This window comes from Ruegeria sp. PrR005 (assembly GCF_010500245.1).
Classification (GTDB): domain Bacteria; phylum Pseudomonadota; class Alphaproteobacteria; order Rhodobacterales; family Rhodobacteraceae; genus Ruegeria_B; species Ruegeria_B marisflavi.
Map to the genome: position 1 here is coordinate 70510 of NZ_JAAGOX010000056.1, position 25577 is coordinate 96086.

At 65.0% G+C, this 25577-nt stretch carries 24 protein-coding genes; 8 read left to right on the forward strand and 16 right to left on the reverse strand.

What is annotated here, in order from left to right; translation table 11 throughout:
- Nucleotides 1-27: 27 nt before the first annotated feature.
- From G0P99_RS22795 to G0P99_RS22805, 3 genes are all read right to left on the reverse strand, one after another.
- Entirely contained in the window at nt 28-420 is a 393-nt protein-coding gene (locus tag G0P99_RS22795; RefSeq protein WP_164132794.1) for a carboxymuconolactone decarboxylase family protein, read from the reverse strand.
- A 62-nt stretch (nt 421-482) separates the two neighbouring features.
- Nucleotides 483-1571, reverse strand: coding sequence for an aromatic ring-hydroxylating dioxygenase subunit alpha (locus G0P99_RS22800; RefSeq protein WP_164132795.1), 1089 nt, complete (start codon nt 1569-1571; stop codon nt 483-485).
- Entirely contained in the window at nt 1568-2455 is an 888-nt protein-coding gene (locus tag G0P99_RS22805; RefSeq protein WP_164132796.1) for a MurR/RpiR family transcriptional regulator, read from the reverse strand. The genes G0P99_RS22800 and G0P99_RS22805 overlap by 4 nt, the downstream gene beginning before the upstream one ends.
- 69 nt (nt 2456-2524) lie before the next feature.
- Here G0P99_RS22805 and G0P99_RS22810 point away from each other — a divergent pair, with 69 nt between their 5' ends.
- The 3 genes from G0P99_RS22810 (at nt 2525) to G0P99_RS22820 (ending at nt 7556) form a co-directional block, all read left to right on the forward strand.
- Nucleotides 2525-4981 (forward strand): FAD-dependent oxidoreductase, encoded by a 2457-nt coding sequence (locus G0P99_RS22810; RefSeq protein WP_164132797.1) that lies wholly within the window; start codon nt 2525-2527, stop codon nt 4979-4981.
- A gap of 178 nt (nt 4982-5159) precedes the next feature.
- Nucleotides 5160-6266 carry a mandelate racemase/muconate lactonizing enzyme family protein gene (locus tag G0P99_RS22815; protein ID WP_164132798.1) on the forward strand — a complete coding sequence of 369 codons (1107 nt, stop codon included), beginning with the start codon at nt 5160-5162 and terminating at the stop codon, nt 6264-6266.
- 9 nt (nt 6267-6275) lie between these two features.
- Nucleotides 6276-7556: an aspartate aminotransferase family protein gene (locus G0P99_RS22820; protein WP_164132799.1), complete on the forward strand. Its 1281-nt coding sequence runs from the start codon at nt 6276-6278 to the stop codon at nt 7554-7556.
- A 14-nt stretch (nt 7557-7570) separates the two neighbouring features.
- Here the strand turns inward: G0P99_RS22820 and G0P99_RS22825 are convergent, their stop codons facing one another.
- Nucleotides 7571-7789 (reverse strand): DUF1127 domain-containing protein, encoded by a 219-nt coding sequence (locus G0P99_RS22825; protein ID WP_164132800.1) that lies wholly within the window; start codon nt 7787-7789, stop codon nt 7571-7573.
- 246 nt (nt 7790-8035) lie between these two features.
- On the opposite strand from G0P99_RS22825, the gene G0P99_RS22830 reads away from it, so the two are divergent.
- Nucleotides 8036-8872: a c-type cytochrome gene (locus G0P99_RS22830; protein WP_164132801.1), complete on the forward strand. Its 837-nt coding sequence runs from the start codon at nt 8036-8038 to the stop codon at nt 8870-8872.
- A 39-nt stretch (nt 8873-8911) separates the two neighbouring features.
- Here G0P99_RS22830 and G0P99_RS22835 read toward each other — a convergent pair whose 3' ends face one another.
- Entirely contained in the window at nt 8912-9307 is a 396-nt protein-coding gene (locus G0P99_RS22835; protein WP_164132802.1) for a carboxymuconolactone decarboxylase family protein, read from the reverse strand.
- A gap of 3 nt (nt 9308-9310) precedes the next feature.
- Nucleotides 9311-10129 carry a cyclase family protein gene (locus G0P99_RS22840; protein WP_164132803.1) on the reverse strand — a complete coding sequence of 273 codons (819 nt, stop codon included), beginning with the start codon at nt 10127-10129 and terminating at the stop codon, nt 9311-9313.
- A gap of 192 nt (nt 10130-10321) precedes the next feature.
- On the opposite strand from G0P99_RS22840, the gene G0P99_RS22845 reads away from it, so the two are divergent.
- Nucleotides 10322-10972, forward strand: coding sequence for a GntR family transcriptional regulator (locus tag G0P99_RS22845; protein WP_164132804.1), 651 nt, complete (start codon nt 10322-10324; stop codon nt 10970-10972).
- Nucleotides 10973-11053: 81 nt separating this feature from the next.
- On the opposite strand, the gene G0P99_RS22850 is transcribed toward G0P99_RS22845, so the two are convergent.
- The gene (locus tag G0P99_RS22850; protein ID WP_164132805.1) at nt 11054-11767 is read right to left on the reverse strand and encodes a type 1 glutamine amidotransferase; all 714 of its coding nucleotides are present in this window, start codon (nt 11765-11767) and stop codon (nt 11054-11056) included.
- An 83-nt stretch (nt 11768-11850) separates the two neighbouring features.
- On the opposite strand from G0P99_RS22850, the gene G0P99_RS22855 reads away from it, so the two are divergent.
- Genes G0P99_RS22855 through G0P99_RS22865 form a run of 3 tightly spaced genes read left to right on the forward strand, consistent with a single transcriptional unit; the run spans nt 11851 to nt 14763 of the window.
- Nucleotides 11851-13110, forward strand: coding sequence for a cytochrome P450 (locus tag G0P99_RS22855; protein WP_164132806.1), 1260 nt, complete (start codon nt 11851-11853; stop codon nt 13108-13110).
- Between the two features lie 38 nt (nt 13111-13148).
- Nucleotides 13149-14438, forward strand: a complete 1290-nt coding sequence (locus G0P99_RS22860) for a glutamine synthetase family protein (RefSeq protein ID WP_164132807.1) — start codon at nt 13149-13151, stop codon at nt 14436-14438.
- A 10-nt stretch (nt 14439-14448) separates the two neighbouring features.
- Nucleotides 14449-14763 (forward strand): 2Fe-2S iron-sulfur cluster-binding protein, encoded by a 315-nt coding sequence (locus G0P99_RS22865; RefSeq protein WP_164132808.1) that lies wholly within the window; start codon nt 14449-14451, stop codon nt 14761-14763.
- A gap of 81 nt (nt 14764-14844) precedes the next feature.
- Here the strand turns inward: G0P99_RS22865 and G0P99_RS22870 are convergent, their stop codons facing one another.
- From G0P99_RS22870 to G0P99_RS22910, 9 genes are all read right to left on the reverse strand, one after another.
- Nucleotides 14845-16335 (reverse strand): class I adenylate-forming enzyme family protein, encoded by a 1491-nt coding sequence (locus G0P99_RS22870; RefSeq protein ID WP_164132809.1) that lies wholly within the window; start codon nt 16333-16335, stop codon nt 14845-14847.
- Nucleotides 16336-16357: 22 nt separating this feature from the next.
- Nucleotides 16358-17128 (reverse strand): oxepin-CoA hydrolase, alternative type, encoded by a 771-nt coding sequence (locus G0P99_RS22875; RefSeq protein WP_164132810.1) that lies wholly within the window; start codon nt 17126-17128, stop codon nt 16358-16360.
- Complete coding sequence (locus tag G0P99_RS22880; RefSeq protein WP_239059917.1) at nt 17125-17559, reverse strand: PaaI family thioesterase; 435 nt, start codon at nt 17557-17559, stop codon at nt 17125-17127. Before G0P99_RS22880 ends, G0P99_RS22875 begins: the two co-directional genes overlap by 4 nt.
- Nucleotides 17540-18667, reverse strand: a complete 1128-nt coding sequence (locus G0P99_RS22885; RefSeq protein WP_164132812.1) for an acyl-CoA dehydrogenase family protein — start codon at nt 18665-18667, stop codon at nt 17540-17542. The genes G0P99_RS22880 and G0P99_RS22885 overlap by 20 nt, the downstream gene beginning before the upstream one ends.
- A gap of 5 nt (nt 18668-18672) precedes the next feature.
- A complete protein-coding gene (locus G0P99_RS22890; protein WP_164132813.1) occupies nt 18673-19863 on the reverse strand; it encodes an acyl-CoA dehydrogenase family protein in 1191 nt (396 codons plus the stop codon).
- Between the two features lie 106 nt (nt 19864-19969).
- On the reverse strand, nt 19970-21145 hold the full coding sequence (locus tag G0P99_RS22895; protein ID WP_164132814.1) for an acetyl-CoA C-acyltransferase: 1176 nt from the start codon (nt 21143-21145) through the stop codon (nt 19970-19972).
- Nucleotides 21145-23241 (reverse strand): 3-hydroxyacyl-CoA dehydrogenase NAD-binding domain-containing protein, encoded by a 2097-nt coding sequence (locus tag G0P99_RS22900; protein ID WP_164132815.1) that lies wholly within the window; start codon nt 23239-23241, stop codon nt 21145-21147. The genes G0P99_RS22895 and G0P99_RS22900 overlap by 1 nt, the downstream gene beginning before the upstream one ends.
- A gap of 163 nt (nt 23242-23404) precedes the next feature.
- Nucleotides 23405-25024: a tripartite tricarboxylate transporter permease gene (locus G0P99_RS22905; RefSeq protein WP_164132816.1), complete on the reverse strand. Its 1620-nt coding sequence runs from the start codon at nt 25022-25024 to the stop codon at nt 23405-23407.
- Nucleotides 25024-25554 carry a tripartite tricarboxylate transporter TctB family protein gene (locus G0P99_RS22910; protein WP_164132817.1) on the reverse strand — a complete coding sequence of 177 codons (531 nt, stop codon included), beginning with the start codon at nt 25552-25554 and terminating at the stop codon, nt 25024-25026. Before G0P99_RS22910 ends, G0P99_RS22905 begins: the two co-directional genes overlap by 1 nt.
- Between the last annotated feature and the right edge of the window lie 23 nt (nt 25555-25577).

Sequence of the window (25577 nt, forward strand, 5' to 3'; positions counted from 1 at the left end):
GGGCCCTTGCGATGAACGTGTGCCGGATCAGATTTGTCCGGCTTCTTCCAGAACCTTGCGCGCCACCCGGAAACACTCCAGCGCCTGCGGTACCCCGCAGTAGATGCCGACAATATGGATGATGGCCCGGATCTCGTCCTTGCTCACCCCGTTGTTCAGCGCGCCCCGGCAATGGATTTCCCATTCGTGCATCTTGCCGAGAGCGCCGATCATGGCAAGGTTCATCATCGAGCGGGTCTTGGGCTCAATCACATCGTCACCCCAGCCGAACCCCCAGCACCAGGCGGTCATCGCCTCTTGAAACGGGCGGATGAAATCATCGGCGGCGGCAAGATTGCGTTCGACGTAGTCCGCGCCAAGCGTTCCTTTGCGTTGCGCCAGACCTTTGAGGAACAGGTCCTCATCAAAAATCCCGGACATTCAGTTCCTCCAAACGGTATCTATCAAGCGCCGACCCCAAATTTTTCGAAAAATTTGCCCGCTCAACCCTCGACCGCCTCGCGCATCCAGTGTTGCAGCTTGGCGATCGAATGTTCCGACATTACGCCGCAGGCGGGGTCCAGCACCAGCGGGCCAGGCCGGTAGCCACGCGATTTCAGTCCGCGATGCACCGACTCGACCAGCCGGATATCCTCCGCGACCGTGGTCTGCCGGTCCTGTATCGCTAGCCGCCGGATCACCACGTCATCGACGCCGCCGACCGTGTACCAGCCGCGCCAGACAGTGCAGCGGTCCACTTCCGTGGCCCGCCAGTGATAGGTGTTCAGCACATTGCCCGGATAGCATTGGAACGAGAACATCGGCCACAGGAACCACGACCGGTAGTCGCCCGCATGCGGAACGCTCAGGTCGATGGGATAGGTTATCCGGTCCAGGCTCTGGCATTCGGTCACATGGCGCAGGACATAGCCGGTCGGCGAGGGCTGGATGTCATAGGTCTCGGGTTTGACGACACCGGTGGCAAAGGTCGGGTGGTTGGTCGGGCAGTGATAGCATTCCGAGTAGTTCTCGACCGAGACTTTCCAGTTGCAGGCTTCCGGGATCTCGACCCATTCCAGCGGTTCCAGCGCATCCACATGCGGCACAAAATCCGCCAGTTCCGCGCGCACACCGGGATACCATTCGTCCATCGGGGCGGCATCGTCGTCGAGATTGACGAAGATGAACCCGTGGAACAGCTCGGTTCGCACCGGGGTCAGGCAGATCTCGGACCGCTCGAACCCCGGCACCGCCTTGGTGTTCGGCCCGGCGCGCAATTCGCCGGTCAGCTCATAGGTCCAGGCGTGATAGGGGCAGACCACCACGCGGGTATTGCCGCTGCCGGTGACCATCTCATGCGCCCGGTGCTGGCAGACGTTGTAGAATGTCCGCAGCGCGCCGTCGCGCCCGCGAATGCAGAAGAGGTTCTCGCCCGCGATCTCGAAGGCAAAGTAATCTCCAGCGTTCCGAACTTGGCTGACATGACCGGCAAATTGCCACGTCCGCGCCAGAAGCCCCTGCTTCTCCTGAGCATATATCGCCGGGTCGGTATAATAGCGCGCGTCCAGCGAGCGCGTGAGCGGTGCGGTCATTCACGATCCTCTGCATAAAGGCCAAGCCGGTGGCGGCGCAGATGAAACTTCTCGACCCGCTCGACGATCTCGTCGCTTGCCGAAGCGATGACAAAGGACAAGAGCGTCTCGAGCAGGGCGATGGTGGAAACCGATGATGGAAAGAACTGTGGCGTATCAGCGGCCACTACAAAGGGGTGATCGGCCATCATGATGACCGGGCTGGCGCGGCTGTCCGAGATGCCGATGATGGTCAGCCCCTGATCTCGGGCCAGTTTCACCGCCTCGATCACCTCGGTTCGGTAAGGTTTGCAGGTCATCGCGATCAGCACGTCCTGGCCATCAGCCCAGGCCAGATCATCGACCGCGTTCGATCCGGGCTGCGGGATGGCGTGAAACTGCTTCATGCCGGTCGAGGCGAGATAGGTGAAATTGCGCGCATTGGCATTCATGACGCCGACACCCAGGGTAAACACCTGCCGGCTGGTCCAGATCATCTCGGCCGCAGCGCGCAGCGCCTCGGCGTCGATCCCGGCAAAGGTCTCCTCGATATTGCGGATCGCGGAACCTACCATATCGGCATAAAGCCCGCCCAACGCGCCGGATCGGCCGATATCCTGCAACCAGCGCGCCCGGTCGGGAAAGCTTGCCGTGCCCCGCCGGATCGCGTCGCGGAAGGGGGCGCGGAAATCCTCGTACCCGTCAAAGCCCACCTGTCGCGCCATGCGGACAAAAGTGTTGGGCTTCACATTGGCCGCCTCGGCAATCTCGCGCACGGTGGACACCCCCACATCGGCCGGGTTTTCCAGCACATAACGCGCGGCCTTCTGCGCCTCTGGCGTCAGGGCGTCCCATTCTTCGGTCAGGCGGTCCAGAACCGCCGTTGATACATTTGTGTCATTCATGATTGACGATGGTACAAATGTGACATTAGCCTGTCGAGAGAAATCGCGACTCGTGAAGTGGAAAATTTCATGTCCCAGCAGAACCTGCCCACCCATGCGCGTGTGGTCATTGTCGGCGGCGGCGTCATGGGGGTGGGCCTGGCCTATCACCTGGCGCATGAAGGGTGGGGCGGTGATACCGTCCTGCTGGAAAAGGCCGAGCTGACCAGCGGCAGCACCTGGCACGCGGCGGGGCAGATCACCCATTCGACCAGCTCGTTCGGTCTGGGCAAATGCGTCGATTACAACATCGGCCTCTATTCAGGAAAGCTCGAGGCCGAGACCGGGCAGGCGGTCACCTGGCATGGCTGCGGTTCGTTCCGGCTGGCCTACACGCAAAACGAGATGGACTGGCTGCGCCACACGCTGTCAGTGGGCACCGCGCTGGGCTTCAACATCGAGCTGGTCGGGCCGGAGCGGATCGCCGAGCTGCACCCGTTCTACAATCTCGACGGGGTCCTGGGCGCGCTGCACACACCCGATGACGGGCATGTGGACCCGACAAACGTGACCATGGCGATGGCGGCGGGGGCGCGACAAAAGGGCGTGCGCATCTTCCGCCACACCCGCGCCACCAACATCACCCAAGGCGCGAATGGCGAATGGGTGGTCGAGACCGAAAAGGGTGCGATCACCTGCGAACATGTGGTCAACGCGGGTGGCACCTATGCCCGCCAGATGGGCGAATGGTCGGGCCTGCAACTGCCGATGACCTCGATGACGCACCACTATTTTGTGACCGAACCGGTGCCCGAGTTCCAGTCGCTGGACCGCGAATTGCCGGTCATCCGCGATGACCGCAAGGTCTCGGGCTATATCCGGATGGAGCAGAAACGCGGCCTGATCGGCATCTATGAAAAGGCCAATCCCAATGCCGTCTGGATCGACGAATGCCCCTGGGATTACGAAAACTGGCTGTTCGATGCCGATTACGACCGGGTCATGCCCTGGCTCGAGGAAAGCCTCAACCGCATGCCGATCTTTGCCAATCTGGGTATCCAGCGCGAGGTGCATGGCGCCATCAGCCACCCGCCCGATGGCAACCCGCTCATTGGCCCGGCGCCGGGGGTGCGCAACTACTGGTGCTGCTGCGGCACCCAGATCGGCATCGGCTGGGGGCCGGGGCTCAGCCGCGAACTAGCGCGCTGGATCGTGCATGGCGCCGCCGACATCTCGATGCGCGAGTTCGACCCGCGCCGGTTTGGCACCTATGCCACCAAGGACTGGCAGGTGGTGAAGGCCAAGGAGGACTATTGCCTGCGCCACGAGATCCCGTTTCCGCATTTCAACCGCCTTGCCGGGCGCCCGGTGAAACCCTCACCGCTTTATGACCGACTCAAGGCCAAGGGCGCGGTGTACGAAGAGGTTTATGGCCACGAACGCCCGCGCTGGTTCGCGCGCGGGATCGAACAGCGCGATTACTACGGCTTTGGCCGCACGCCAGTGCACGACATGGTCGCGACCGAATGCGCCGCCGTGCGCAGCGCCGCCGGGATCATGGATATCTCGGCCTTTACCAAGGTCGAGGTCTCGGGCCCGGACGCAAGCGCGCTGCTCGACCGCCTCTGCGCCAACCGCCTGCCGCTAAAGGTGGGCGGCATCGCGCTCACCCATATGCTGAACCGGCGGGGCCGGATCGAGCTGGAAACCACCGTGGTGAAGCTGGCCGAAGACCGGTTCTACCTCGTCTGCGCCGCCTTCTTCGAACAACGCCTGCTGGATCACCTGGCCGCGCATCGGGGCACGGCGAATATCGCGGTCCGCAACCTTTCCACCGACTGGGCCGCGCTGGCCCTGAACGGCCCGCGCGCGCGCGATATCCTTGCCGCCTGTACCGATGCCGACCTGTCGAACGCGGGTTTCAAATGGCTGACAGCACGGCAGATCACCGTTGCGGGCCACAGCCTCTGGGCCATGCGCATGTCCTATGCGGGCGAACTGGGGTGGGAACTTCACATCCCCCGCGAACATGCGCTCGCGGTCTATGACGCGCTCTGGGCGGCGGGCGAGGCCCATGGCCTGTCCGACTATGGCAGTTTCGCGATGAATGCGCTCCGCATGGAAAAGGCGTTCAAGGGCGCGGGCGAGCTGACCAACGAGGTGACGCTGGCCGAGGCCGACGTGCTGCGCTTTGCCCGCACAGACAAGGATTATCTGGGCCGGGACAGGACGCTGAACGCGGGCAACCTGCCTTGGGTCTGCGCCTATCTCGAAATCGAACCCGACGGCCGCCACGACGGCAACGGCGGCGAGGCGGTGCGGCTCCACGGCAAGGTGATAGGCTCCACGGCTTCGGTGGCCTACGGTCACACCGTCGGCAAGATCCTGGCCTTCGCCTATGTCAAACCTCATGTGAATGTGCCGGGAACCGAGGTCGAGGTGATCATCGCCGGATCCCCCCGCAAGGGCCGCATCCTCGGCGCGCCCGCCTATGATCCCGACAGCCTGCGCCCCCGGGCCGATCTCCAGACGGAACCGGCGCAATGATCGGGCCTGATCCTTCATCTCGCTGCAAATACTCCCGCCGGAGGCATCCGACCTTACCGCCCGGCGCTCCCCTTGCGCAAAAGCCGCATCATCGCCGTCCAACGCGTATTGCTGCGGATCGCGCAACGTCTCTTTTCCAGCAGATGGCGGCGCTGGGAAAACCTGTGGCGGTGTGCCCATGACACGTATCACCCGCATATCGCTTTGGCATCTGCCGTTGACCAGCCATACGGCCTATTACATGGCCGATGGCAAGACCTGTGACACGGTCGAAACAGTGGTTCTGGCGCTTGATACCGATACCGGCCTGACGGGCTGGGGCGAGGTCTGCCCGATTCCGCATTACCTGCCCGCTTACGCGCGCGGCGTCGCGCCCGCGCTGACCGAACTGGCCCCGGTCCTGCTGGGCGCCGATCCGGTTGGCCCCGAGGCGCTGATGGCAACGGCCGACCGGCACCTGCCGGGGCATCCCTATGCCAAATCGGCCATCGACATCGCACTCTGGGACCTGACCGGGCAGGCTGCAAACCTGCCGCTCCATGCCCTGCTTGGCGGGCGGCAGGCCGAGACCATGCCGCTTTACCACTCGATCACCTGCGTCGCGCCCGAGGAGATGGCCCGGATCGCCCGCGAAGCTCTGGCAGAGGGCATCACCCAGTTCCAGGTCAAACTGGGCGCCGATGGCGATTGGCAGGCTGATGTGGCGCGTCTCAGGCTGGTGCGCGAGGCGGTTGGGCCGGGCCCGCTGGTCTATGGAGACTGGAACTGTGGCGCCACTTCGCTGGAGGCCACCCGTGTGGGTCGCGCGGTGGCGCATCTCGACATCATGCTGGAGCAGCCCTGCGCCACGATCGAGGATTGCGCCCGTGTGCGCGCCGCAACCGGCCTGCCCATGAAACTGGACGAAACCGCCCATGACACCGGCAGCCTGCTCAAAGGGTACGCGCTGGGCTGCATGGACGCGGTGGCGCTGAAGCTGTCCAAGTTCGGCGGGCTTTCGGCCACCCGCCGGGCGCGCGACCTGTGCCTGCATCTGGGCGCGAAGATGTGCATCGAGGATACCTGGGGCAGCGACATCACCACCGCCGCTCTGCTGCATCTGGGGGCCGCCACCGATCCCGCGCGCCTGCTCAATGTCTGCGACCTGTCAGGCTATGTCGCGCCCCGCCTTGCGCCGGATGCGCCGCTGCGCAACGCTGGCCGCATCGCCCCGCCCGACGGTGCGGGACTTGGCATCGCGCCTGACCGCGACCGCCTTGGCGCACCCGACCTAATCCTGGAATAGGAGGCATCCATGCTCACCACGCTCAACCAATCCGATTGGGCCGCCCGCGCCCGCGCCGTCCTGCCCTGCGGCGGTTTTGGCAATTTCGACCCCTCGCTCTTTATTCGCGAGGGCCAGGGCAGCCGGGTTTGGGACGAGGACGGCAAGGAATATGTCGACCTGCTGATCGGTTCCGGTCCCATGCTGCTGGGCCATGGCAACCCCGAGGTGCTGGAGGCCGTGGCCGAACAGTTGCCGCGCGGCATGACCTTCTTTGCCAACAACGCTGCTGGCGTGGAACTGGCCGAGGAAATCTGTCGCGCCGTGCCTTGCGCCGAGCAGATCCGCTATGTCTCCTCGGGCGGCGAGGCCGACATGTACGCCATCCGCCTGGCCCGCGCCTTCACCGGCCGCGACCGGATCGTGAAGTTCGAGGGCGGCTATCACGGGATGAGCGCCGAGGCGCAGATGAGCCTTGCGCCCGCCCGCATGGTGAATTTTCCGCAAGCCGTGCCCGACAGCGCCGGTATCCCCGAAAGCGTCCGCTCCGAGATGCTGATCGCGCCATTCAACGACCCTGACTACATCCGTTCGCTGCTGGCCGAGCATGGGCATCAGGTCGCCGCGATCATTGTCGAGCCGTTGCAGCGGATCATCCCGCCCGAACCGGGGTTCCTGCAATTGTTGCGCGAGGAGGCCGACAGATACGGCATCGTGCTGATCTTTGACGAGATCGTCACCGGGTTCCGCCTTAGCTATGGCGGCGCACAGGAGCTTTATGGCGTGCGTCCTGACATCGCCACGCTGGGCAAGATCATCGGCGGAGGCTTTCCCCTGGCGGCCATCGCCGGACGCGCCGACATCATGGCGCATTTCGACAAGGCGGCGGTAGGCGCCGACAAATGGCTGATGCAACTTGGTACGCTGTCGGGCAATCCGGTGGCGGCGATCGCGGGGCTGAAAACGATGGAAATCCTGCGCCGCGAGGGCCAATACGACCGCCTGCGCGACAATGGCCGACGGCTGATGGCCATGGCTTCGGCCGCGCTGACGTCGCAGGGGGTGGCCCACCGTGTGGTGGGCGATCCTACGCTCTTCGAGGTGGTGTTCACCAAGGGAGAGGTGCGCGACTATCGCGATGTGTTCAGCGCCGATACCGCGCGCGGAGCGCAGTTCAACAAGGTGCTGATGCAGGAGGGGTTGTTCAAGTCGCCGGGCAAGACCTATCCGTCATTGGCCCTGACCGAGGATGACTTTGCCGTGGCCAAGGCCGCCTATGCCAAGGCGGCCGCGGCGATTGCACAAAGCTGAGGGGCGGGTCTGGATCAGACCCACTCACCCATCACACGCCGGATGATGTCCTCGCGGCGCATGCCACGCGCGGCCAGTTCTGCATCGCTGAGCGCGGACAGGGCGTTGATCTGGCGCACCTTGGCGTTAGCCTCGCCAACGCGCACCAACGCGTCGAAGATGCCGGTGAAAATGTCGGCGACCACGCCAGGCAGGGCAGTCAGCGAGCGGGAGTGAGTGGTGGAAACGGCCATGGTGTCCTCGAAACGGAAAGATCTGTGTTGGCCAATATTTATGCTGCGTGTGCAGCATGGACCACCGCCGACAGGGCATAGCTGCCGTGCAGATTCCGCAAATCTGTATTTTGCAGGCCGGTTTTGCCCACTGCTCCTCACCGAATTTGACAGAATGTCGCACCCGTGCCATGCTGATACTCCAAAACCTCGGAAAATCAAGGTTTTGGACATGGTATAGGCCTGACTAAGGGGAGGGAGGCCGGAATGAAATTAATGATACTCGCGGGTATTCTCGCGGCAGCCGCCGGTGTGGCACAGGCCGCGCCAAGCGTTGAGCGGGGGGAATATCTGGTTCAGGGGCCGATGGGCTGCGGCAATTGCCACACGCCACTGGGGCCACAGGGGCTGGACATGAGCATGGATCTTGCGGGGCGCGTCGTCGAGGACAACGAGCATTTCACCGCGATATCCGCCAATATCACACCGGCAGGTCGTGTCTCGGGCTGGAGCGATGCCGAACTTGCCCGCGCCATCCGCGAATGCATCCGGCCGGACGGGTCGCTGATCGGGCCGCCGATGCCCTGCGCCGTCTATCGCGGCATCGGGGACGAGGATCTGGCCTCGGTGGTGATGTATCTGCGCACTGTACCCGGGGTGCAGAACGATCCGGGACAGTCCACCTATAACATCCCGTTGCCACCGGCCTATGGCCCACCCATAGACAGCGTCACTGCGCCCGAGAGGGCGGCGACCGCCGAATACGGTGCCTACCTGGCGGGTCCCATCGCCCATTGCGTCGAATGCCATTCACCGATCGGGCCGCAGGGACCGATGATGGATGCGGCGCATCTTGGCTCGGGCGGCTATGAATTCGTCGGTCCATGGGGCAGTGTCACTGGCCCGAACATCACCAGCCATGCCGACGGGCTGGCCGGTTACACCGATGACGAGATCAAGACCATCGTGACCAAAGGCATGCGGCCCGGCAACGCTCCGATGATGCCGCCGATGCCCTATCCTTATTTCTCGCGGTTCACCGAGACGGATCTGGACGCGCTGGTGGCCTACCTGCGGGTGATGCCGCCGCTGCCGGGTAACTGAGCAAACAACAGGACCGCCGCCCACAGGGCGGCTGTCCCCTCAGGCCTTGAACGCGTCGTCCACCGGCACCTGCAATCCGGTGACGATGCCATTGGTCTGCATCGCCATACCGATCACCGACAGCAACTCGCCATGCTGCGCTTGGGTCATGCCCTTGGCGCGGGCGGCGGCCGTGTGGGAATGCACGCAGTATTCACAGCCATTGGCGGAGGAGACGGCGATATAGATCATCTCCTTGACCAGCGGGTCCAGTGTACCGGGGCCCATCACCACTTTCAGCCGCTCCCACGTGGCCCGCAGCAGCGCCGGATCATGGGCCAGAGCCCGCCAGAAATTGTTGACGTAATCGGTGCCACGGGTGGCGCGGATGTCGTCGAAGACGGCCAGCGCCTCGGCGCTGGCCTCCTCGTCACTCAGCAGAGGGACAGTCGCCACGGATCAGACCATGGCAAAGATGCGGGCGGGCCCGCCCGAGCCGCCGCGATGATTGGGCGCGCCCACGATCAGCGTCGCACCGCTGGCGGGCACCTTGTCGAGATTGGCGAGATTCTCGATGCCATAACGGTTAGTCGGCAGCCAAGCGTAATGAGTGGCGAAATCGGCCGACGGGCCGTGATCGAGCGACAGCGTATCCACCGCCATTGCCACGGCACCGGTTTCCTCGATCAGCATCTGCGCCGCCTCGACATGGAAGCCGGGGAAATGCATCTTGCCATCGCTGTCGGCATTGCGGAAGCCGGGACCGCCGGTCTTGCCGCCCCATCCCGAATGCATCGCCACACAGGCACCATCCGGGATCGGGCCATTAGCGCTGATCCAGGCCTTGAGGTCATCCGGCGTCACCTGGGCATCGGCATCGGCCGCCGCCTTCTCGTGAATATGCACCACACAGAGTGGGCAGATCAGGTTGGCCAGCGGGATCTCGTCCACCGACTGGCCATCGGCCGAGAAATGCAGCGGCGCGTCGACATGGGTACCGGTGTGTTCGTTCACACTGAGCGTGAACAGGTTGAACCCGTGTTCCTTGAAATTGAAATTCTGGGTGGCCTCGATCCCGGGCGCCCCGAAATAGGTTGGAAATTCGGCGTCGTAAATATGGGTCATGTCGACCACGCCGCCATGGCCGGCCGCCATCGCCGCAGGCGCCGTGGCGGTTCCCAGTGCCGCTCCGGCCGCCACGGCGGCGCTGGCCTTGAACAGGTCCCGGCGGGACAGCATCCGCTCCTTGACCGCGTTCATCACGCAAATGTCACACATTATCGTCTCCCTGATTTGCAGTTTCTGCCGCGATAGGTCCTTCCTGCCTGCGGGCAGCGTAACACAGTTGCGTCGAAATCCAGCCATGTCTTTGGTGCGTATCGCAAAACCGGGTCACATCTGCGCGCGCCGTGGCGTTGCGCGGCCCGCAGGCAGCGCGTAACCTGCGGGCCGATGCGGGAGGCATGAGCAATGGCGGGACAGACGGAGCAGGTGATCAACGGGGTGCTCGAGGATATCGAGCACGGACGGCTGGGCCCCGGCGACGTGCTGGAGGAGCCTGCGCTGATCGACCGACACGGCGTGTCGCGCACCCCGGTGCGCGAAGCCTTCATCCAGCTCGAAACCCTGGGCCTCATTCGCCGGTTGCCGCGCAAGGGGGCTGTGGTGTTCAAGCCGACGCTGGAAGAGTTCCTGGCCATTCTCGAAGTCCATGCCCGGCTCGAAGGGCTGGCGGCGGGGCTTGCGGCGCGGCGGATGAACGCCACGCAGGCGGCAGAGCTGGAGGCGGTGGTCGCCGCCTGCGAGGCGCACGCCCGCGACAAGGGTGATGGCGACCCGTTCGGCTATTACCGGCTGAACCTGAAGTTCCACGAAACCGTCGCGCTGGGGTCGGGCAACCCCTATCTGGTCGAGATGATCAAGACCCATGCGCGCAAGCTGCTGGCCTATTACCGGGCGCGCTACAGCTATCCCGGCTCGATCCCCGCCTCGGCCCGCGAGCATCGCCAGATCGCGACGCTGATCTTCGAGCGTCGACGCGAGGAGGCGGAAACCGCGATGGCCCGGCATGTGCAGTTCGACCAGGTCACGGTGATGGATCTGCTGGCGGCGCTGGGGTGACCCCGCCCCGGCCGTTGCGGCGACCGCGAGGGCGGGATTTGAGTATTTTTGACCAGAAAGAAGCAGCAGGGGTGGCGTGCCTCAGGCCGGGCGCGCCTGTTCGAAAAAGCGCGCGATGCTTTCGGCAAAGGCGTCCATGTCCGAGCGTTGGGCGAGCGACGCCACTGCCTGCGCATGCACCGCCGCGCCCATGTCGCCTGCCAGTTCCTCGGTCAGGGCGGTGATGAAGTCGTGCGTCATCTCGGGGTGGTGCTGGGTGGTATAGATGCGATTGCCGAGCGCGAAACCCGAGACCGGGCAATCGGGGCCCTGCATGATCGGGCGCGCGTCCGGGGGCAGGGCGGTCACCTGTTCCACATGACTGCCATAAAGCCTGACCTCATCGGGCAGGTCGCGGGCCCAGTCGGGCCGGTCCAGCATGCGGTTTCGTGTCAGCCCGTGCACCCAGCCGTCCGGGTTGCGCCCGATCTGCCCCCCCAGCGCCAGCGCGATCGCCTGATGCCCGAAACAGGCGCCGAACATCGGGATATGACGCGCATGCAGGTCGCGGATCAGCGCCAGCAGCCGCGCGATCCAAGGCGCCGCCCCCAGTACCGATGACGGACTGCCGGTGATCATCGCGCCGTCGATACCATCGAGCGTCTCTGGGAACTGCTCGTCCTTGACCGCAAAGACCGAAGCCGTCCAACCGGGCCGCACGCGCTGGATCAGGGCAGTGAATTTCTCCCCGTCCTTTGGGTGGGCCTGGGCAAAGGCGCTTTCATCCGTATTGGTCATCAGGATCGCCAAGTGCATGATCTTCCCCAAGAGATTTTCGTTTACATATTTATGACTTCTTATAATATACACATGTTAACGGAGCGAGGAAAGGTAAAATCATGACGGTCTGGACCCCCACGGACGACGGCTATGCCGATCTGACCAGCCATGACGCCTTTGCCGGGGGGGCGCCGCACAACACCTTTTCCCGCCTGCGCCGCGAGGATCCTCTGCACTGGACCGAATATGCCGATGGTCAGGATTTCTGGTCGGTCACCCGCCATGCCGACATTGCCGAGATGAACAAGAACACTGCGGTGTTCTCTTCGGCCCGTGGCATCCGGATGGAGGATCAGAGCTATGAGGAATACCTGGCCCGCCGCACCTTTCAGGAGACCGACCCGCCCGAGCACAGCCAGACCCGGATGAAGCTGATGAAGGCGTTCTCACGCACCACCATGGCGCAGTACGAGGACGACATCCGGGCGATCTGCGTCGATATCCTGGACGAGGTGCTGGACAAGGGCACGTTCGACGCCACCAAGGAGATCGCCCGGCAATTGCCGATGCGGATGCTGGGCCGCATCGTCGGCCTGCCCGATGCCGATCTGCCCTGGCTGGTGGAAAAGGGTGACGCGCTGATTGCCAATACCGATCCCGATTTCACCACTCATGTGCTGGACAAGCTCGATACAGACGAGTTTCGCATGATGCCCTTCAACTCGCCCGCCGGGGCCGAGCTGTACCTCTATGCCAAGGACCTGATGGAGCAGAAGGACAAGGCCGGCGATACCTCGGGCGTGCTGCACATGATTCTGCAACCGTCCAAGGATGGCTCGGTCATCAGCGATACCGAGTTTCGCAACTTCTTTTGCTTGGTGGTGGCGGCGGGCAACGACACCACGCGCTATTCCATCGCCGCCGGGATTCAGGCCATGTGCCACCAGCCCGAGCTGCTGGAACAGATGCGGGCGGGCGGCGACATCTGGGAAACCGCCCCGGACGAGATCATCCGCTGGGCCACGCCCGCTCTCTATTTTCGGCGCACCGCGCTTCAGGATCACGAGATGCATGGCAAGACGATCCGGGCAGGTGACAAGGTGCTCTACTGGTGGGCCTCGGCCAATCGGGACGAGACGGTGCTCGACGATCCGTTCCGGGTGAACCTCTACCGCAATCCGAACCGGCATCTGAGTTTCGGTCAGGGCGGCCCGCATGTCTGCCTTGGCATGTGGCTGGCCCGGCTCGAGGTCAAAGTGCTGTTCCAGGAGCTGGCCAAGCGGTTAAGCTCTATCGAACCGGCCGGACCGCACAAGTTCCTGCGCTCGAACTTCGTGGGCGGGATCAAGGAACTGCCGGTCACCGTCCGCCGCGCCTGACACCGGACCAAACAGGCTCAACAGGGAGGAGCCCCGACATGAAAGACAGATTGCGCGCGATGTTCTGCGACCATCTCAGCGTGATGCGGGGCAAATACCTGCCCAATTCCAAGATCGCCGACAGTTCCACCCGGTTCTGCCGCTCGACCTTTGGCGTGCATTACGACCGCGACCTGCTGGACGCGCCCGGCGCGATGATGAAGCAGGGCCTGCCGGATATGGAGCTGAAATGGGTCCATGACGATATCCGCGACAGCTGGCATACTGGCACCAAGGTGGTGCTGGGCGATCTCTATGACGATCAGGACCAGCCGCTGCCACTCTGCCCGCGCGGGGCGCTGAAACGGGCGGTGGCCGACTGGCAGGCGCGCGGGCTCAACCCCAAGGTGGGGATCGAGCTGGAATGTTTCGCGCTTCAGGCCGACGACAACGGACGGCTGGTGCCCTATGACGCGCCGGGCGGCGTGGTCTATGGCACCGGCCCCTTTGCCGACCCGCTGCGGTTCAACGACCGGATCTGGGCGATGGCCGAGGAGATGGGGTTCTCCCTCGACATGATCACCGCCGAGTTTGACAGCCCGCAGTTCGAATATACGCTGACCTTTGACGATGCGCTCAAGGCGGTGGACGATATCGTGCTGTTCCGCTTGATGGCGCGCGAGATCGCGCTGGAATACGGCATCGTGCTGACCTTCATGCCGAAACCGATCGCCGAGGCGGGCGGCTCGGGCATGCATATCAACTTCTCCTTCCAGGATGCGACCGGCGCCAATGCGCTGTCCTCCGGCCCGCGCGGCGGGCCCGAGCATATGAACGATCTGGCGCGCGGCTGTCTGGCGGGGCTGTTGCACCATCACAAGGGGCTGGCGGGGCTGATCGCGCCAACCGCCAATTCCTACATGCGGCTGCAACCGGGCTCGCTGTCGGGGTACTGGCAGAACTGGGGCGGCGATCACCGCAACGTCACCACCCGTATCAGCTCCGAAGGTGGCGCCAAGGCGCGGCTGGAGCACCGGATGGCCGATGCCTCCTCGAACCCCTATACCGCCGTGGCCGCCGTGTTGCAGGCGGCAAGGCTGGGGGTCGAGAACGGCCATACGCTGCCGCCGATGGAGACCGGCGATGGGTTCGACAGCACCGATGCCAGGGAGGGCACCGCCATCGACCTTGCCGGCGCCGTGCGCGATCTGGAGCGTGACACCGTGCTGGCCCAGGCCGTTGGCGCCGAGCTGGTCGCCAACCATGTGTTCATGAAAGCCAAGGAAGTGCGCAAGACCCGCGATCTCGAAGGCGATGCGCTGCGCGATTTCTATGTCTACTTCATCTGAGGAGCTTGCCATGCGCGTGACCTGGAAACTGGCCGACGGCCGCGAAATCGCGGCCGAGGTCGCCCCCGGCCTGTCGCTGATGGAGGCGGCGCAGGCCAATAACGTGCCCGGCGTGATCGGCGAATGCGGCGGCTGCCTGAGCTGCGCCACCTGCCATGTGGTGGTGGATCCGGCCTGGTCCGACCGGACCGGCGTGCCGGGCGAGTTCGAAGACGCGATGCTGGACATCACCGCCGCCGAGCGCCAGCCGAGGAGCCGCCTCAGCTGTCAGATCGAGGCGCATCCAGATCTGGACGGGCTGGTGCTGCATGTGCCCGAGGTCTGAGGCCAGGTGGTGAGCGCCGGGGGCGCTGCCCCCGGACCCCCAGAGTATTTTCAACCAGAAAGAAGCAGGAGCGCGCCCGGATCAGTCCAACTGCTCCGCGAAATGGTCGAGGAGCTTGTGCTTGAGGATCTTGCCGGTGGGGGCCGCGGGCAGGTCCGTGGCGATGATGATCTGGCTGGGGCGCTTGTACCCCGCCAGCCGTTCGGCGGCAAAGGCGCGCAATTCATCAGGGTCGGGTGCCGCACCGGGCGCGACCTGGACAAAGGCCACCACCTTTTCATCCCCCGCCACCATGCGCCCCACCACGGCCGACTGGATCACCTGCGGATGGTCGTTCAGCGCCGCCTCGACCTCGGGCGGGTAGACGTTGAAACCGCCGTGGATGATCAGCTCCTTGCTGCGCCCGGCGATATGCAGGTTGCCCTCGGCGTCATAGCGACCCAGGTCGCCGGTGCGGAACCAGCCGTCTTGTAACGCGGCCTCGGTCGCCTGCGGGTTGCGGTAATAACCCTTCATCACATGCGGGCCGCGGGTCAGCACCTCGCCCACCCCATCGCCGCCGCCGGGCACAGCCTCGTCCAGCCGTACCTCGACCTGCGGCAGCGGCTTTCCGACCGAGATATCCGGCAGGCCGATCGGGTTGCGTGTGGCCGATACACCGGCGGTGGTCTCGGTCAGGCCATAGCCGTTTTGCAGGGCGACGCCATAAAACGCCTCGGCCTTGCGTTTCCATGCGGGGTCGAGCGGGGCCGCGCCCGAGGAGGTATAGCGCAGCGTGCCGCCCGGAAGGTGGTCATACCCCTGTTCACGCGCATGTTGCATCAACAGCGCGTGCATCTGCGGCACGGCGGAAAACAGTGTCACGCCCGCGGTCAGCGCCGCATAGCTGCGCGCGGCTGTGAAGCGCGCATCGAGCCGCACGGGGGCGCCGATACAGGTGGCCGCCGTCACCACCGAGGCGAGGCCAAACACATGGGTGACCGGCAGAACGCCATAGATCACGTCGTCCGGCGTCATGCCGCGCAACTCGGCCGAGCTGCGGCCGCCGAAGCGCAGGTTGCCATGGGTCAGCATCACCCCCTTGGGCGTGCCGGTGGTGCCGGTGGTGAACAGCATCACCGCCACATCGCTCAGCACCGGATCGGGGTTGCTGGGGCAGGGTGTGGCCAGATGCATCCGGCCAAAGGCGCCCTCGACCGGCTGCGCGTCCAGCCGCGCGGCATGGGCGGCGGCATCCGCCGATATGTCCGAGGCGCAGAGGATCGCGGCGGGCTCGGTATGGGCGATGATCTTGTCGACCTCAGGCCCGGTCTGGCGCGCGTTGATCGGCACCGCGCAGGCCCCCAGCCGCGAGGCGGCAAAGAGCGCGGCCACCACCGCACAGCAATTCTCGGCCAGGATCATCACCCGGTCGTTGGCCTGCACGCCCTGGGCGGCAAGCACATCCACCAGCGCCGAAATGGCGCGGTCCAGATCGCCATAGCTCCAGTCCGCGCCGCCACTGTCGGAAAACGCGGGCGCGTCGGGGCCGCTGGCGATCTGCGCGCCGGGGTAGTCGTGCCATTTTTCCATCGCCTGATCCCCTGTTGCCCGGTCAGAACCGGGGCTTGCGCTTGTCCAGAAAGGCCGCGATCCCTTCGGCGGCCTCGTCCCCGCCCGCCGCGCGGGCCATGGCGTCGCGCTCGGCATCCAGTTGCTGCGCCTCGCTCGCTTCATAAGCCTCCGCCACCAGCCGCCGGATCACGCCTTGCGCGTCGCGCGGTCCCTGCGCCAGCGCATCGGCCAGCGCATGGGCCTGCGTCTCGGCCTCGCCCGGCGCGGCCAATTGATTGACCACCCCCAGTTCGGCCATGCGCGCAGCACTGACAGGTCGGGCCAGCAGGCACATCTCCATCGCGAGTTGCCGGGGCAGCATCCGTGCCAAGGCCGAGGTGAGCCCCGCATCGGGCACCAGCCCGGCCTTGACATAGGCGGCGGTGAATTTCGCACCCTCGGCCGCCACCAACAGATCGCAGGCCAGCGCCAGTGAGGCACCGGCGCCCGCGGCGCCGCCCTCGACCGCTGCGATCACCGGTACCGGGCAGGCGCGGATGGCGCGGATCAGGTCGTGCAACAGATCAACCTTGCCGCGCCGCTCCGGCTCGCTCAGCTTGCGCCGCTCGATCAGCACGTTCAGGTCGCCACCCGCGCAAAAGAACCCGCCTTCCGACGACAGGATCACCGCGCGAATGCGCGGTTCCGCCGCCTTCTCCATTGCTTGCCCGATCGCGGCATACAGATCGGGCGACAAAGCGCCGCGCCGGGCGCTGTTCATGTTGACGACAACCAGCCGGTCGCCCCGGTCATCCACGCGCGCCAGCGTCATGACTTCTTCCTCAGGCTGCCGCGTTTGAACACGCCCGCCGCCGTGGCCAGCAGGCGACCGTCCTCGTCGCGCAACTCGCCGTTCACATAGGCCAGCGTGCGGCCATTGCCCGACGGGATCCCCACCGCCGTCACCCGGCCGCCCCGTGCGGCCGCCACGAACTGCACGTTGAGAGAAACGGTGACCACCGGGATCGGATCCTCGGGCCGGAACATCGCCGATGCGGTCTGGCCACAGGCCACGTCCAGCAGCATCGACACCAGCCCGCCATGCAGGATGCCGTGATAGTTCAGGTGCTGCGGACCAAGGTCCAGGTGACAGGCCCGGCTGACGCCGGTCCGGTCATGGTCCAATTCGTAGCCCACCATCGACTGGCAGCCGGATTTCTCGCGCGTCCAGGATGCGGGCAGGTCAGGCGGCGCTGAGGACAATGAACCGCTCCAGATGGTAATCGGCATCTCCGAACCGGTGATCGGCCATCACAATGCGCTTGGCGATATGGGCCAGTTCGTATTCCTGCGTCATCGCGATGCCACCATGCATCTGGATCGCCTCTTCGGCCACCAGCCGACCCACCCGCGCGATCAGGTTGCGCGCGGCGGCGATCTGGCGGTCGCGGTCGGCGCTGTCCAGATGTCCGCTCGCGTTGATCAGGGCCGAGCGCGCCTGTTCCAGCTCGATCAGCATGTCGGCAAACCGGTGTTGCAGCGCCTGGAACGTGCCGATGGGGCGACCAAACTGCTTGCGCGTCATCAGATAGCTGCGTGTCAGTTCCACCGCGCTTTGCATCGCACCCACGCATTCGGCACAAAGCGCCACATTGGCGGCGGCAATCACGTCCATCAGCGGCGCCAGTCCGGCCCCCGCCGCGCCCAGCCGCGCCGATTGCGGCAGGCGGACATTGTCCAGCATCACCTCGGCGGCGCGTCCTCCGGCCAGCATCGGATAGCCATGCAGCGCCAACCCCGGCGTACCCGCAGGCACAAGGAACAGCGAGATACCATCAAGGTCAAAGATCCCGCCGCTTTCGCGGGCCGAGACGATCAGGTGGCCGGCTGTTTCGGCATTCACCACGACCGCCTTGCGACCATTCAGTACGATCTCGTCGCCGTCAACGCGCGCGGTGGTCTCTACCCGTGTCAGGTCATAGCGGCTGGCGGGTTCGCCATGGGCCAGCGCCAGATGCGCAGCCCCGCCGATGATCTCCTCCAGCAGCCCGCGCTGGGTATCGTCGCCCAGCGCCGCGATCAGCCGCCCGCCCAGAATGGCACTGTCCAGCATCGGCTCGACCACGCCCGCGCGGCCCAGCTCTTCGAACACGGTGGCGATGTCGAAACCAGCGCCGCCAAACCCCCCGTCCTCCTCAGAGAATAGCGCCCCGATCACACCCAGTTCCGCCAGCCCGGCCCAGATCTCGGCGCTCATGCCGCTGTCGCTGTCCAGAATCGTGTTGCGGACGGATGTCGTGTAACGATCTGCCAGATAGCGGCGCAGGGTGTCCTGCAACATCTGGCGTTCTTCGGTCAGGTTGAAATCCATATCCCTCAGCCCCCCATCTTGACCTTGGCGATGATCCCGCGCTGGATCTCGTTCGACCCGCCAAAGATCGACAGTTTGCGGTTGTTGAAATAATGCGCCGCCACCGGCCCGGCATAATCGGGGCCAATGGGCGCGTTGTCGCCCTCGACCGCTTCCGAGGCGAAGGGCATCGCATAAGGCCCCACCGCGCGACGGGTCAGGTCGTTGATCTCCTGCCGGATGATGGTGCCCTTGACCTTGAGCATCGAGCTTTCGACGCCCGGCGCCTGGCCACTGGCGGCCTGGCTGATGATGCGCATATTGGTGGTGGCCATCGCCATCAGGTCAATCTCGACCTGGGCCAGACGGGCCGCGAAATGCGGGTTCTCGATCAAGGGGCGGCCATTGGCGGTCTCGATCCGGGCGATGCGCTTGACCGCGTCCAGCCCCGCCTGGCTGAAACCCACGCCTGCGATATTGGTGCGCTCATGGGTCAGTAGATACTTGGCATAGGTCCAGCCCTTGTTCTCCTCGCCCACCAGGTTTTCCACCGGCACCCGCACGTCGTCAAAGAAGACCTCGTTCACCTCGGGCGTGCCATCCAGCAGCGCGATGGGGCGCACGGTGATGCCCGGCGTGCTCATGTCGATCAGCAGGAAACTGATCCCCTCCTGCTGCTTGGCTTCCGGGTCGGTGCGCACCAGGCAGAATATCCAGTTGGCGTATTGGCCCAGCGTCGTCCATGTCTTCTGCCCGTTGACGACATAGTGGTCACCGTCCCGCACCGCGCGGGTTTTCAGCGAGGCCAGGTCGGACCCGGCGCCGGGCTCGGAATAGCCCTGACACCACCAGTCGTCGCCCGACAGGATGCGCGGCAGGTAATGGTCCTGCTGTTCCTTGGTGCCGAATTTCTGCAACACCGGCGCCAGCATCGACAGGCCAAAGGGGACGATGCGGGGCGCATAGGCGGCGGCGCATTCCTCTTCAAAGATGTGCCGCTGCACCGCGTTCCACTCGGCGCCGCCAAATTCGCGCGGCCAGTTATAGGCCAGCCAACCGCGCGCATTCAGCGTGGCATGCCATTTCTCATGGCCTTCCTTGCCCAGGCTGATGCCGCGCCGCACCTTGTCCGACACCTCCGCCGGCAGGTTCTCGGCTAGAAAGGCGCGCACCTCGGCGCGAAACGCCTTTTCCTCGTCGCTGTAATTCAGGTCCATATCCGCTTTCCTCCCTTGCCGCCGGTCTCCGGCGGCCCAGCCCGGCGCTCTGCGTCGGGCCGCGTCCGGGCGGGCCTCGATGGCCCGCGCGGACGCATTCCCCTGCTCAGAAGATCTCGAACAGCCCGGCCGCACCCATGCCGCCGCCGATGCACATGCTGACCACGCCCAGCTTGGCGCCGCGCCGCTTGCCTTCCAGCATCAGATGCCCGGTCATCCGCGCCCCGGTCATGCCGAACGGATGACCGATTGCGATCGAGCCGCCGTTCACATTGTATTTCTCCGGGTCGATGCCCAGCTTGTCGCGGCTATAGAGACACTGGCTGGCAAAGGCCTCGTTCAGCTCCCACAGGTCGATATCGTCGACCTTCAGCCCGTGCCGCTCCAGCAGGCGCGGCACCGCAAACACAGGCCCGATGCCCATCTCATCCGGTTCGCAACCCGCGACGCAGAACCCCTTGAACGCACCCAGCGGCTCCAGCCCCCGGCGCTCGGCCTCTTTTACCTCCATCAGCACCAGTGCCGCGGCGCCGTCGCTCAGTTGCGAGGCATTGCCCGCAGTGACGAAGTTGCCCGCACCACGCACCGGCTCCAGCCCCGCCAGACCCTCCAGCGTGGTCGAGGGACGGTTACATTCATCGCGGTCCACGGTGACCTCGTGCATCGAGATCTCGCCGCTTTCCTTGTCCTTGACCGCCATCTTGGTTTGCATCGGCACGATCTCGTCGGCGAACTTGCCCTCGGCCTGCGCCGCGGCAATGCGCTGCTGGCTGCGCAGCGAATACTCGTCCTGGTATTCGCGGCTGAGGCCATAGCGCTGCGCCACGATATCCGCCGTCTCGATCATCGCCATGTAGATGGCGGGCTTGTGCTCCTGGATCCAGGCCTCGGGAGCCGGGCGCGTCTTGGGCTGCACCATCGAGATGCTCTCGACCCCGCCCGCCACCATCGGGCCGGAGCCGCCTTCGGTGATCGCCTGCGCCGCCAGGGCAACGGTTTGCAGGCCCGACGAGCAGAACCGGTTCACCGTCATGCCAGAGGCCGTCACCGGCAGGCCTGCGCGAATGGCGATCTGGCGGCCGATATTGCTGCCGGTCTCGCCCTCCGGGAACCCGCAGCCGATGATGCAATCCTCGATCTCCGAGCCATCCAGCCCGGCGCGGGACACCGCCGCCTGAACCGCATGACCCCCCATGGTGGCCCCGTGGGTCACGTTGAACGACCCGCGAAAGGATTTCGCCAGCCCGGTCCGGGCGGTGGATACGATTACGGCTTGTTTCATTACACGGCTTCCTTGTTCAGATCGTCGAAAGAGCGGCCCTCGGCCACCAGTTGTTCCAAAAGCGGCGCGGGTTGCCAGAAATAGGCATCCTCCGCCGCCCAGCGTTTGATATCGGCCAGCAATTCGGGCAAGCCCTGCAAGTCGGCCCATTTCAGCGGCCCGCCGCGATAGCGCGGAAAGCCGTAGCCGTAGAGCAGGGTCACATCCACGTCGAGCGGCCGGCGCGCGATGCCCTCGCCCACCACCTTGGCCGCCTCGTTGACCATCGCCGCCATGTACCGGCGCACGATCTCGTCCTTGCTGAACGCACGCGGGGTAATCCCCTGCGCGGCGCGTTCACCCTCGATCAGCGGCATCACCTCGGGGTTCGGCACTCGTGCCTTGGCGCCTGCGGCATAGTCGTAATAGCCCTTGCCGGTCTTCTGCCCGAAATGCCCCGCCTCGCACAGCTTGTCGGCATAGGCGCTGTCGCGGGCGCGCGGGTCCAGCCCCTCGGCCCGCTTGCGCTTGCGCACCGCCCAACCGATATCCAGCCCCGCCAGGTCGGCCACGGCAAAGGGCCCCATGGCAAATCCGAACTCTTCCAGCGCTTCGTCGATTTCATAGGGCGATGCCCCGTCCAGGATCATGTGATCGGCACAGGTGCGATAGACCGACAGGATGCGGTTGCCGATGAACCCGTCACAAACCCCGGCCCGGACCGAGACCTTGCCCAGCCGCTTGCCAAGCGCAAAACCGGTGGCCGCCACATCGGGCGCGGTCTGGTCGGCAATCACGACCTCCAAAAGCTTCATCACATGCGCGGGCGAGAAGAAATGCAGCCCCAGCACATCCTGCGGACGGCTGGTCACCGCTGCGATCTGGTTGATGTCGAGATACGAGGTGTTCGAGGCCAGCACCGCGCCCGGCTTGCACACGGCGTCAAGCTTGGTGAACACCTGCTTCTTGACCTCCATGTCCTCGAACACCGCCTCGATCACCAGATCGACCTCCGAAAGCGCCGCGTAATCGGTGGCCAGCGTCAGCGCCTTGGTGGTCAGGTTGTCGAACTGCTGCGCCGTCAGCTTGCCGCGTTTCAGCGCGCCCGACAGGTTGCCCTCGATCCGGCCCTTTGCGGCCTCGGCGGCCTCGGGCGTCATCTCCAGCATTGTCACCGTCAGCCCCGACAAGAGCGCGGCGGTGGCGATGCCCGCCCCCATGGTGCCGCCGCCGATGACCCCGATCGCGGCCAGCGGGCGCGCTTCCACGCCCTCAAGCTCGGGCAGCTTGCCCACTGCGCGGTCGGCGAAGAAAGCATGGATCAGCCCCTCGCGCTGGTCCGAGTTCATGAGTTCCATGAATAAGTCACGCTCGCGCTTCAGCCCGGCGGCAAAGCTCTCGGCCTCGCAGGCCGCCTGTACCGCACGCACCGCGGTGGCGGGCGACAACTGGCCACGGCCCTTCTTCAGCACGGCGGCATAGACCGCGTCGAAATCGACCGGCGCGGGCGCGGGCATCTCGCTGACAGGACGGCGCGGCGCGCCTTCGTCCAGGAGCTCGCGCACATAGGCCAGCCCGATCTCGCGCGGATCGCCCTCGACGACCCGGTCGATGACGCCCAGTTTCAGCGCCTCGTCGGCACGCACATGGCGGCCCGTGGTGATCATGTCGAGCGCCGCCTCAACCCCCGCCACACGCGGCAGGCGCTGGGTGCCGCCCGCGCCCGGCAGGATGCCCAGATGCACCTCGGGCAGCCCGACCTTGGCCGAAGGAACGGCGATCCGGTAATGGGTGCCAAGCGCCACCTCCAGCCCGCCACCCAATGCGGTGCCATGAATGGCCGACACGACAAGCAGCGGCGAGGCTTCGATCCGGTTGCACAGTTCGGGCAGGTGCGGCTCTTTCGGCGGTTTGCCGAATTCGCGGATATCGGCTCCGGCGAAATAGGTCCGCCCGGTGCCATAGATCAGGACCGCGCGGGCGCCCTCGGCCTCGGCGCGCGCCATGCCGTCCGCCAACCCCTGCCGCACCGCATGACCCAGCGCGTTGACCGGCGGGTTGTTGGCGGCCAGAATGGCGATATCTCCATGAAGTTCGTAACCGATGGCCTCGGACATGGGTCCTGCCTCCTCCCTGTTTCAACCTGCGGAACGGCATTCCGCGTTGGCCGCAGGGTGATCCGCCAGCCTGTCGAGATCAAGGGGAAAGGCGCAAAGCGACGCAGGGTCCGATTTGGGTTCGCCGCCACCCGAGGGAGAGAGCGGGCGGCAGCGGCCAGGCTTAGAACAGGTCCTTGAACTTGCTCAGGCGTTTTGCGTGGCGGGCCCGGACCCTCTTGAACCGGTCCTTCAGGAAAATCTGCCTGCGCCGTCCCAGCATGTTGCCGAACCGGTGCGACGATTTCTGCACGCCGCGCTCGGCCGCGCGCAGATCGGCCCGCTCGCGGATCACCCGCCGGAAATGCGAGGCCAGCACCAGCAGGATCGCCACGAACAGCAGGAACGCCACCGGACGGTCGATGAAATCGAGCGGCTCCTTCACCCGCGCCATACCGGCACGCAGCTTGACCTCCATGATGCCGCCCAGAACCATACCCAGGATGATCGGGACCGAGGGCAACGACAGGCGCTTGAGGATATAGCCCAATACCCCGAACAGCGCCGCCATCACGCAGTCGGTCGCCGAATTGCGCAGCGAATAGACCCCCACAAAGCTGAGCGTCAGGATGCAAACCCCCAGGAACCGGTTGGGAATGCGCACCACCTGGATCAGCGACTTGGTGGCAAAGAGCAGAAAGATCAGGACCAGAATGTTCAGGATCAGCAGCGCGATATAAAGCGCCACCACAAACGGCATGTCGTTCTGGAACAGGCCGGGGCCGGGCACAACGTTATGCACGTAGAATACGCTCAGCATCATCGCCGTCAGCGCCTCGCCCGGAATACCCAAGGCCAACAGCGGCACCATCGCGGCGGCGGGCACCGCGTTATTTGCGGTCTCGGCAGCGATCAGCCCCTCGGACGAGCCATTGCCGAAGTCCTGCGGCCGTTTTGAGGTGCGTTGCGCATAGGTATAGGACATGAACTGTGCGGTGAACTCGCCCACGCCGGGGATCATCCCCATCATCACGCCGAAACTGGCCGACACGGTGGCCACGCGCGGGTGGCGGCCCAGTTCGCGCAGCCCCTGGAACAGGCCGCCGCGCAGCCGCGTCATGCGGATCTTCTCGTCCTCGGATGTCAGCAGGACAAAGGCCTGGCTCAGCGCGAACAGGCCCAGCACCACCACGATCAGGTTGATGCCGCTCGACAGGAACGGTTGGTCAAAGGTGTAGCGCGAGGTGTATTTCACCGGTTCCAGCCCAATCGACTGGATGAATATGCCAAACGCTGCCAAGGCACCGGCGATCAGCGACTGACCGCGATGGGCTACAATCACCAGGATGATACCCAACAGCGCGGCAAGAAAGATCTCGCGGCTGCCGAACAGCGGCGCCACCTTGGCCAGCACTGGCGCGAACAGGATCAGACAGATGACCGAGAACATGCCGCCAAAGAAACTGGCGGAATAGGCCAGGCTCAGCGCCCGGCGCGGCTCGCCCCGCGCGGTCATCGGATACCCGTCATAGGTGGTCAGCGCGTTCACCGCGGTGCCGGGTGTGTTGATCAGGATCGCCGGTATGGCGCCGCCATACATGGAACTGCCATAGATACCCAAAAGCACGGTCAGCCCCACGATGGGATCCATGGAAAAGGTGGCGGGCAACAGGATGGCGATGGCGACGGCGGGGCCGACGCCGGGAATGGCACCGATCAGCACACCGCCGACCGATCCGGCCAGAAGCGCCAGCGCCACATCCCAGCGCATCAGGATTTCAAGGGCAGATTGAAGCAGGTCCATCAGAGATACAGGATAAAGAAGCTGCGCAGCGCGCCGGGAAGATATTCATAGATCGCGGCACCGGGGATCTTGACGCTCAGGAACCCCTTGAACAGCACCACGACCGCGACGGCAAAGCCCACCGAAAGCCACAGCATCCTGGGTTGCCGATAGCCCATGCGCCAGGTCAAGAGCGGCATGAACGCCATGGTGACAGGCAGGTAGCCGATCAGCGGTACCAGGACGACATAGGCCATGAACCAGACCGCGAATTCCAGCACCTGCGCCCATTTGCGCAGCTCGGTCACGTCATAGCGGGTGATCCGCCGCCAGGGCATCAGGTACAGATGCACGCCCCCCAGCAGCACCATGCCGCCCAGACCCACCGCAGGCCAGAACCGGGGCTGGGCGAACAGCTTGGATTTCTCGACCCATTTCGTCTGGCTGCCGATTTGGCTCAGCAACAGGATCGAGACTGCAACAAAGAACAGGGCAAAGATCAGCTGACCGCGCCGGGGTCCGACGAAGCGGCGTTCGCGTTCTGTGGGCATGGGGAAGGGTTCCGGCGAAAGGG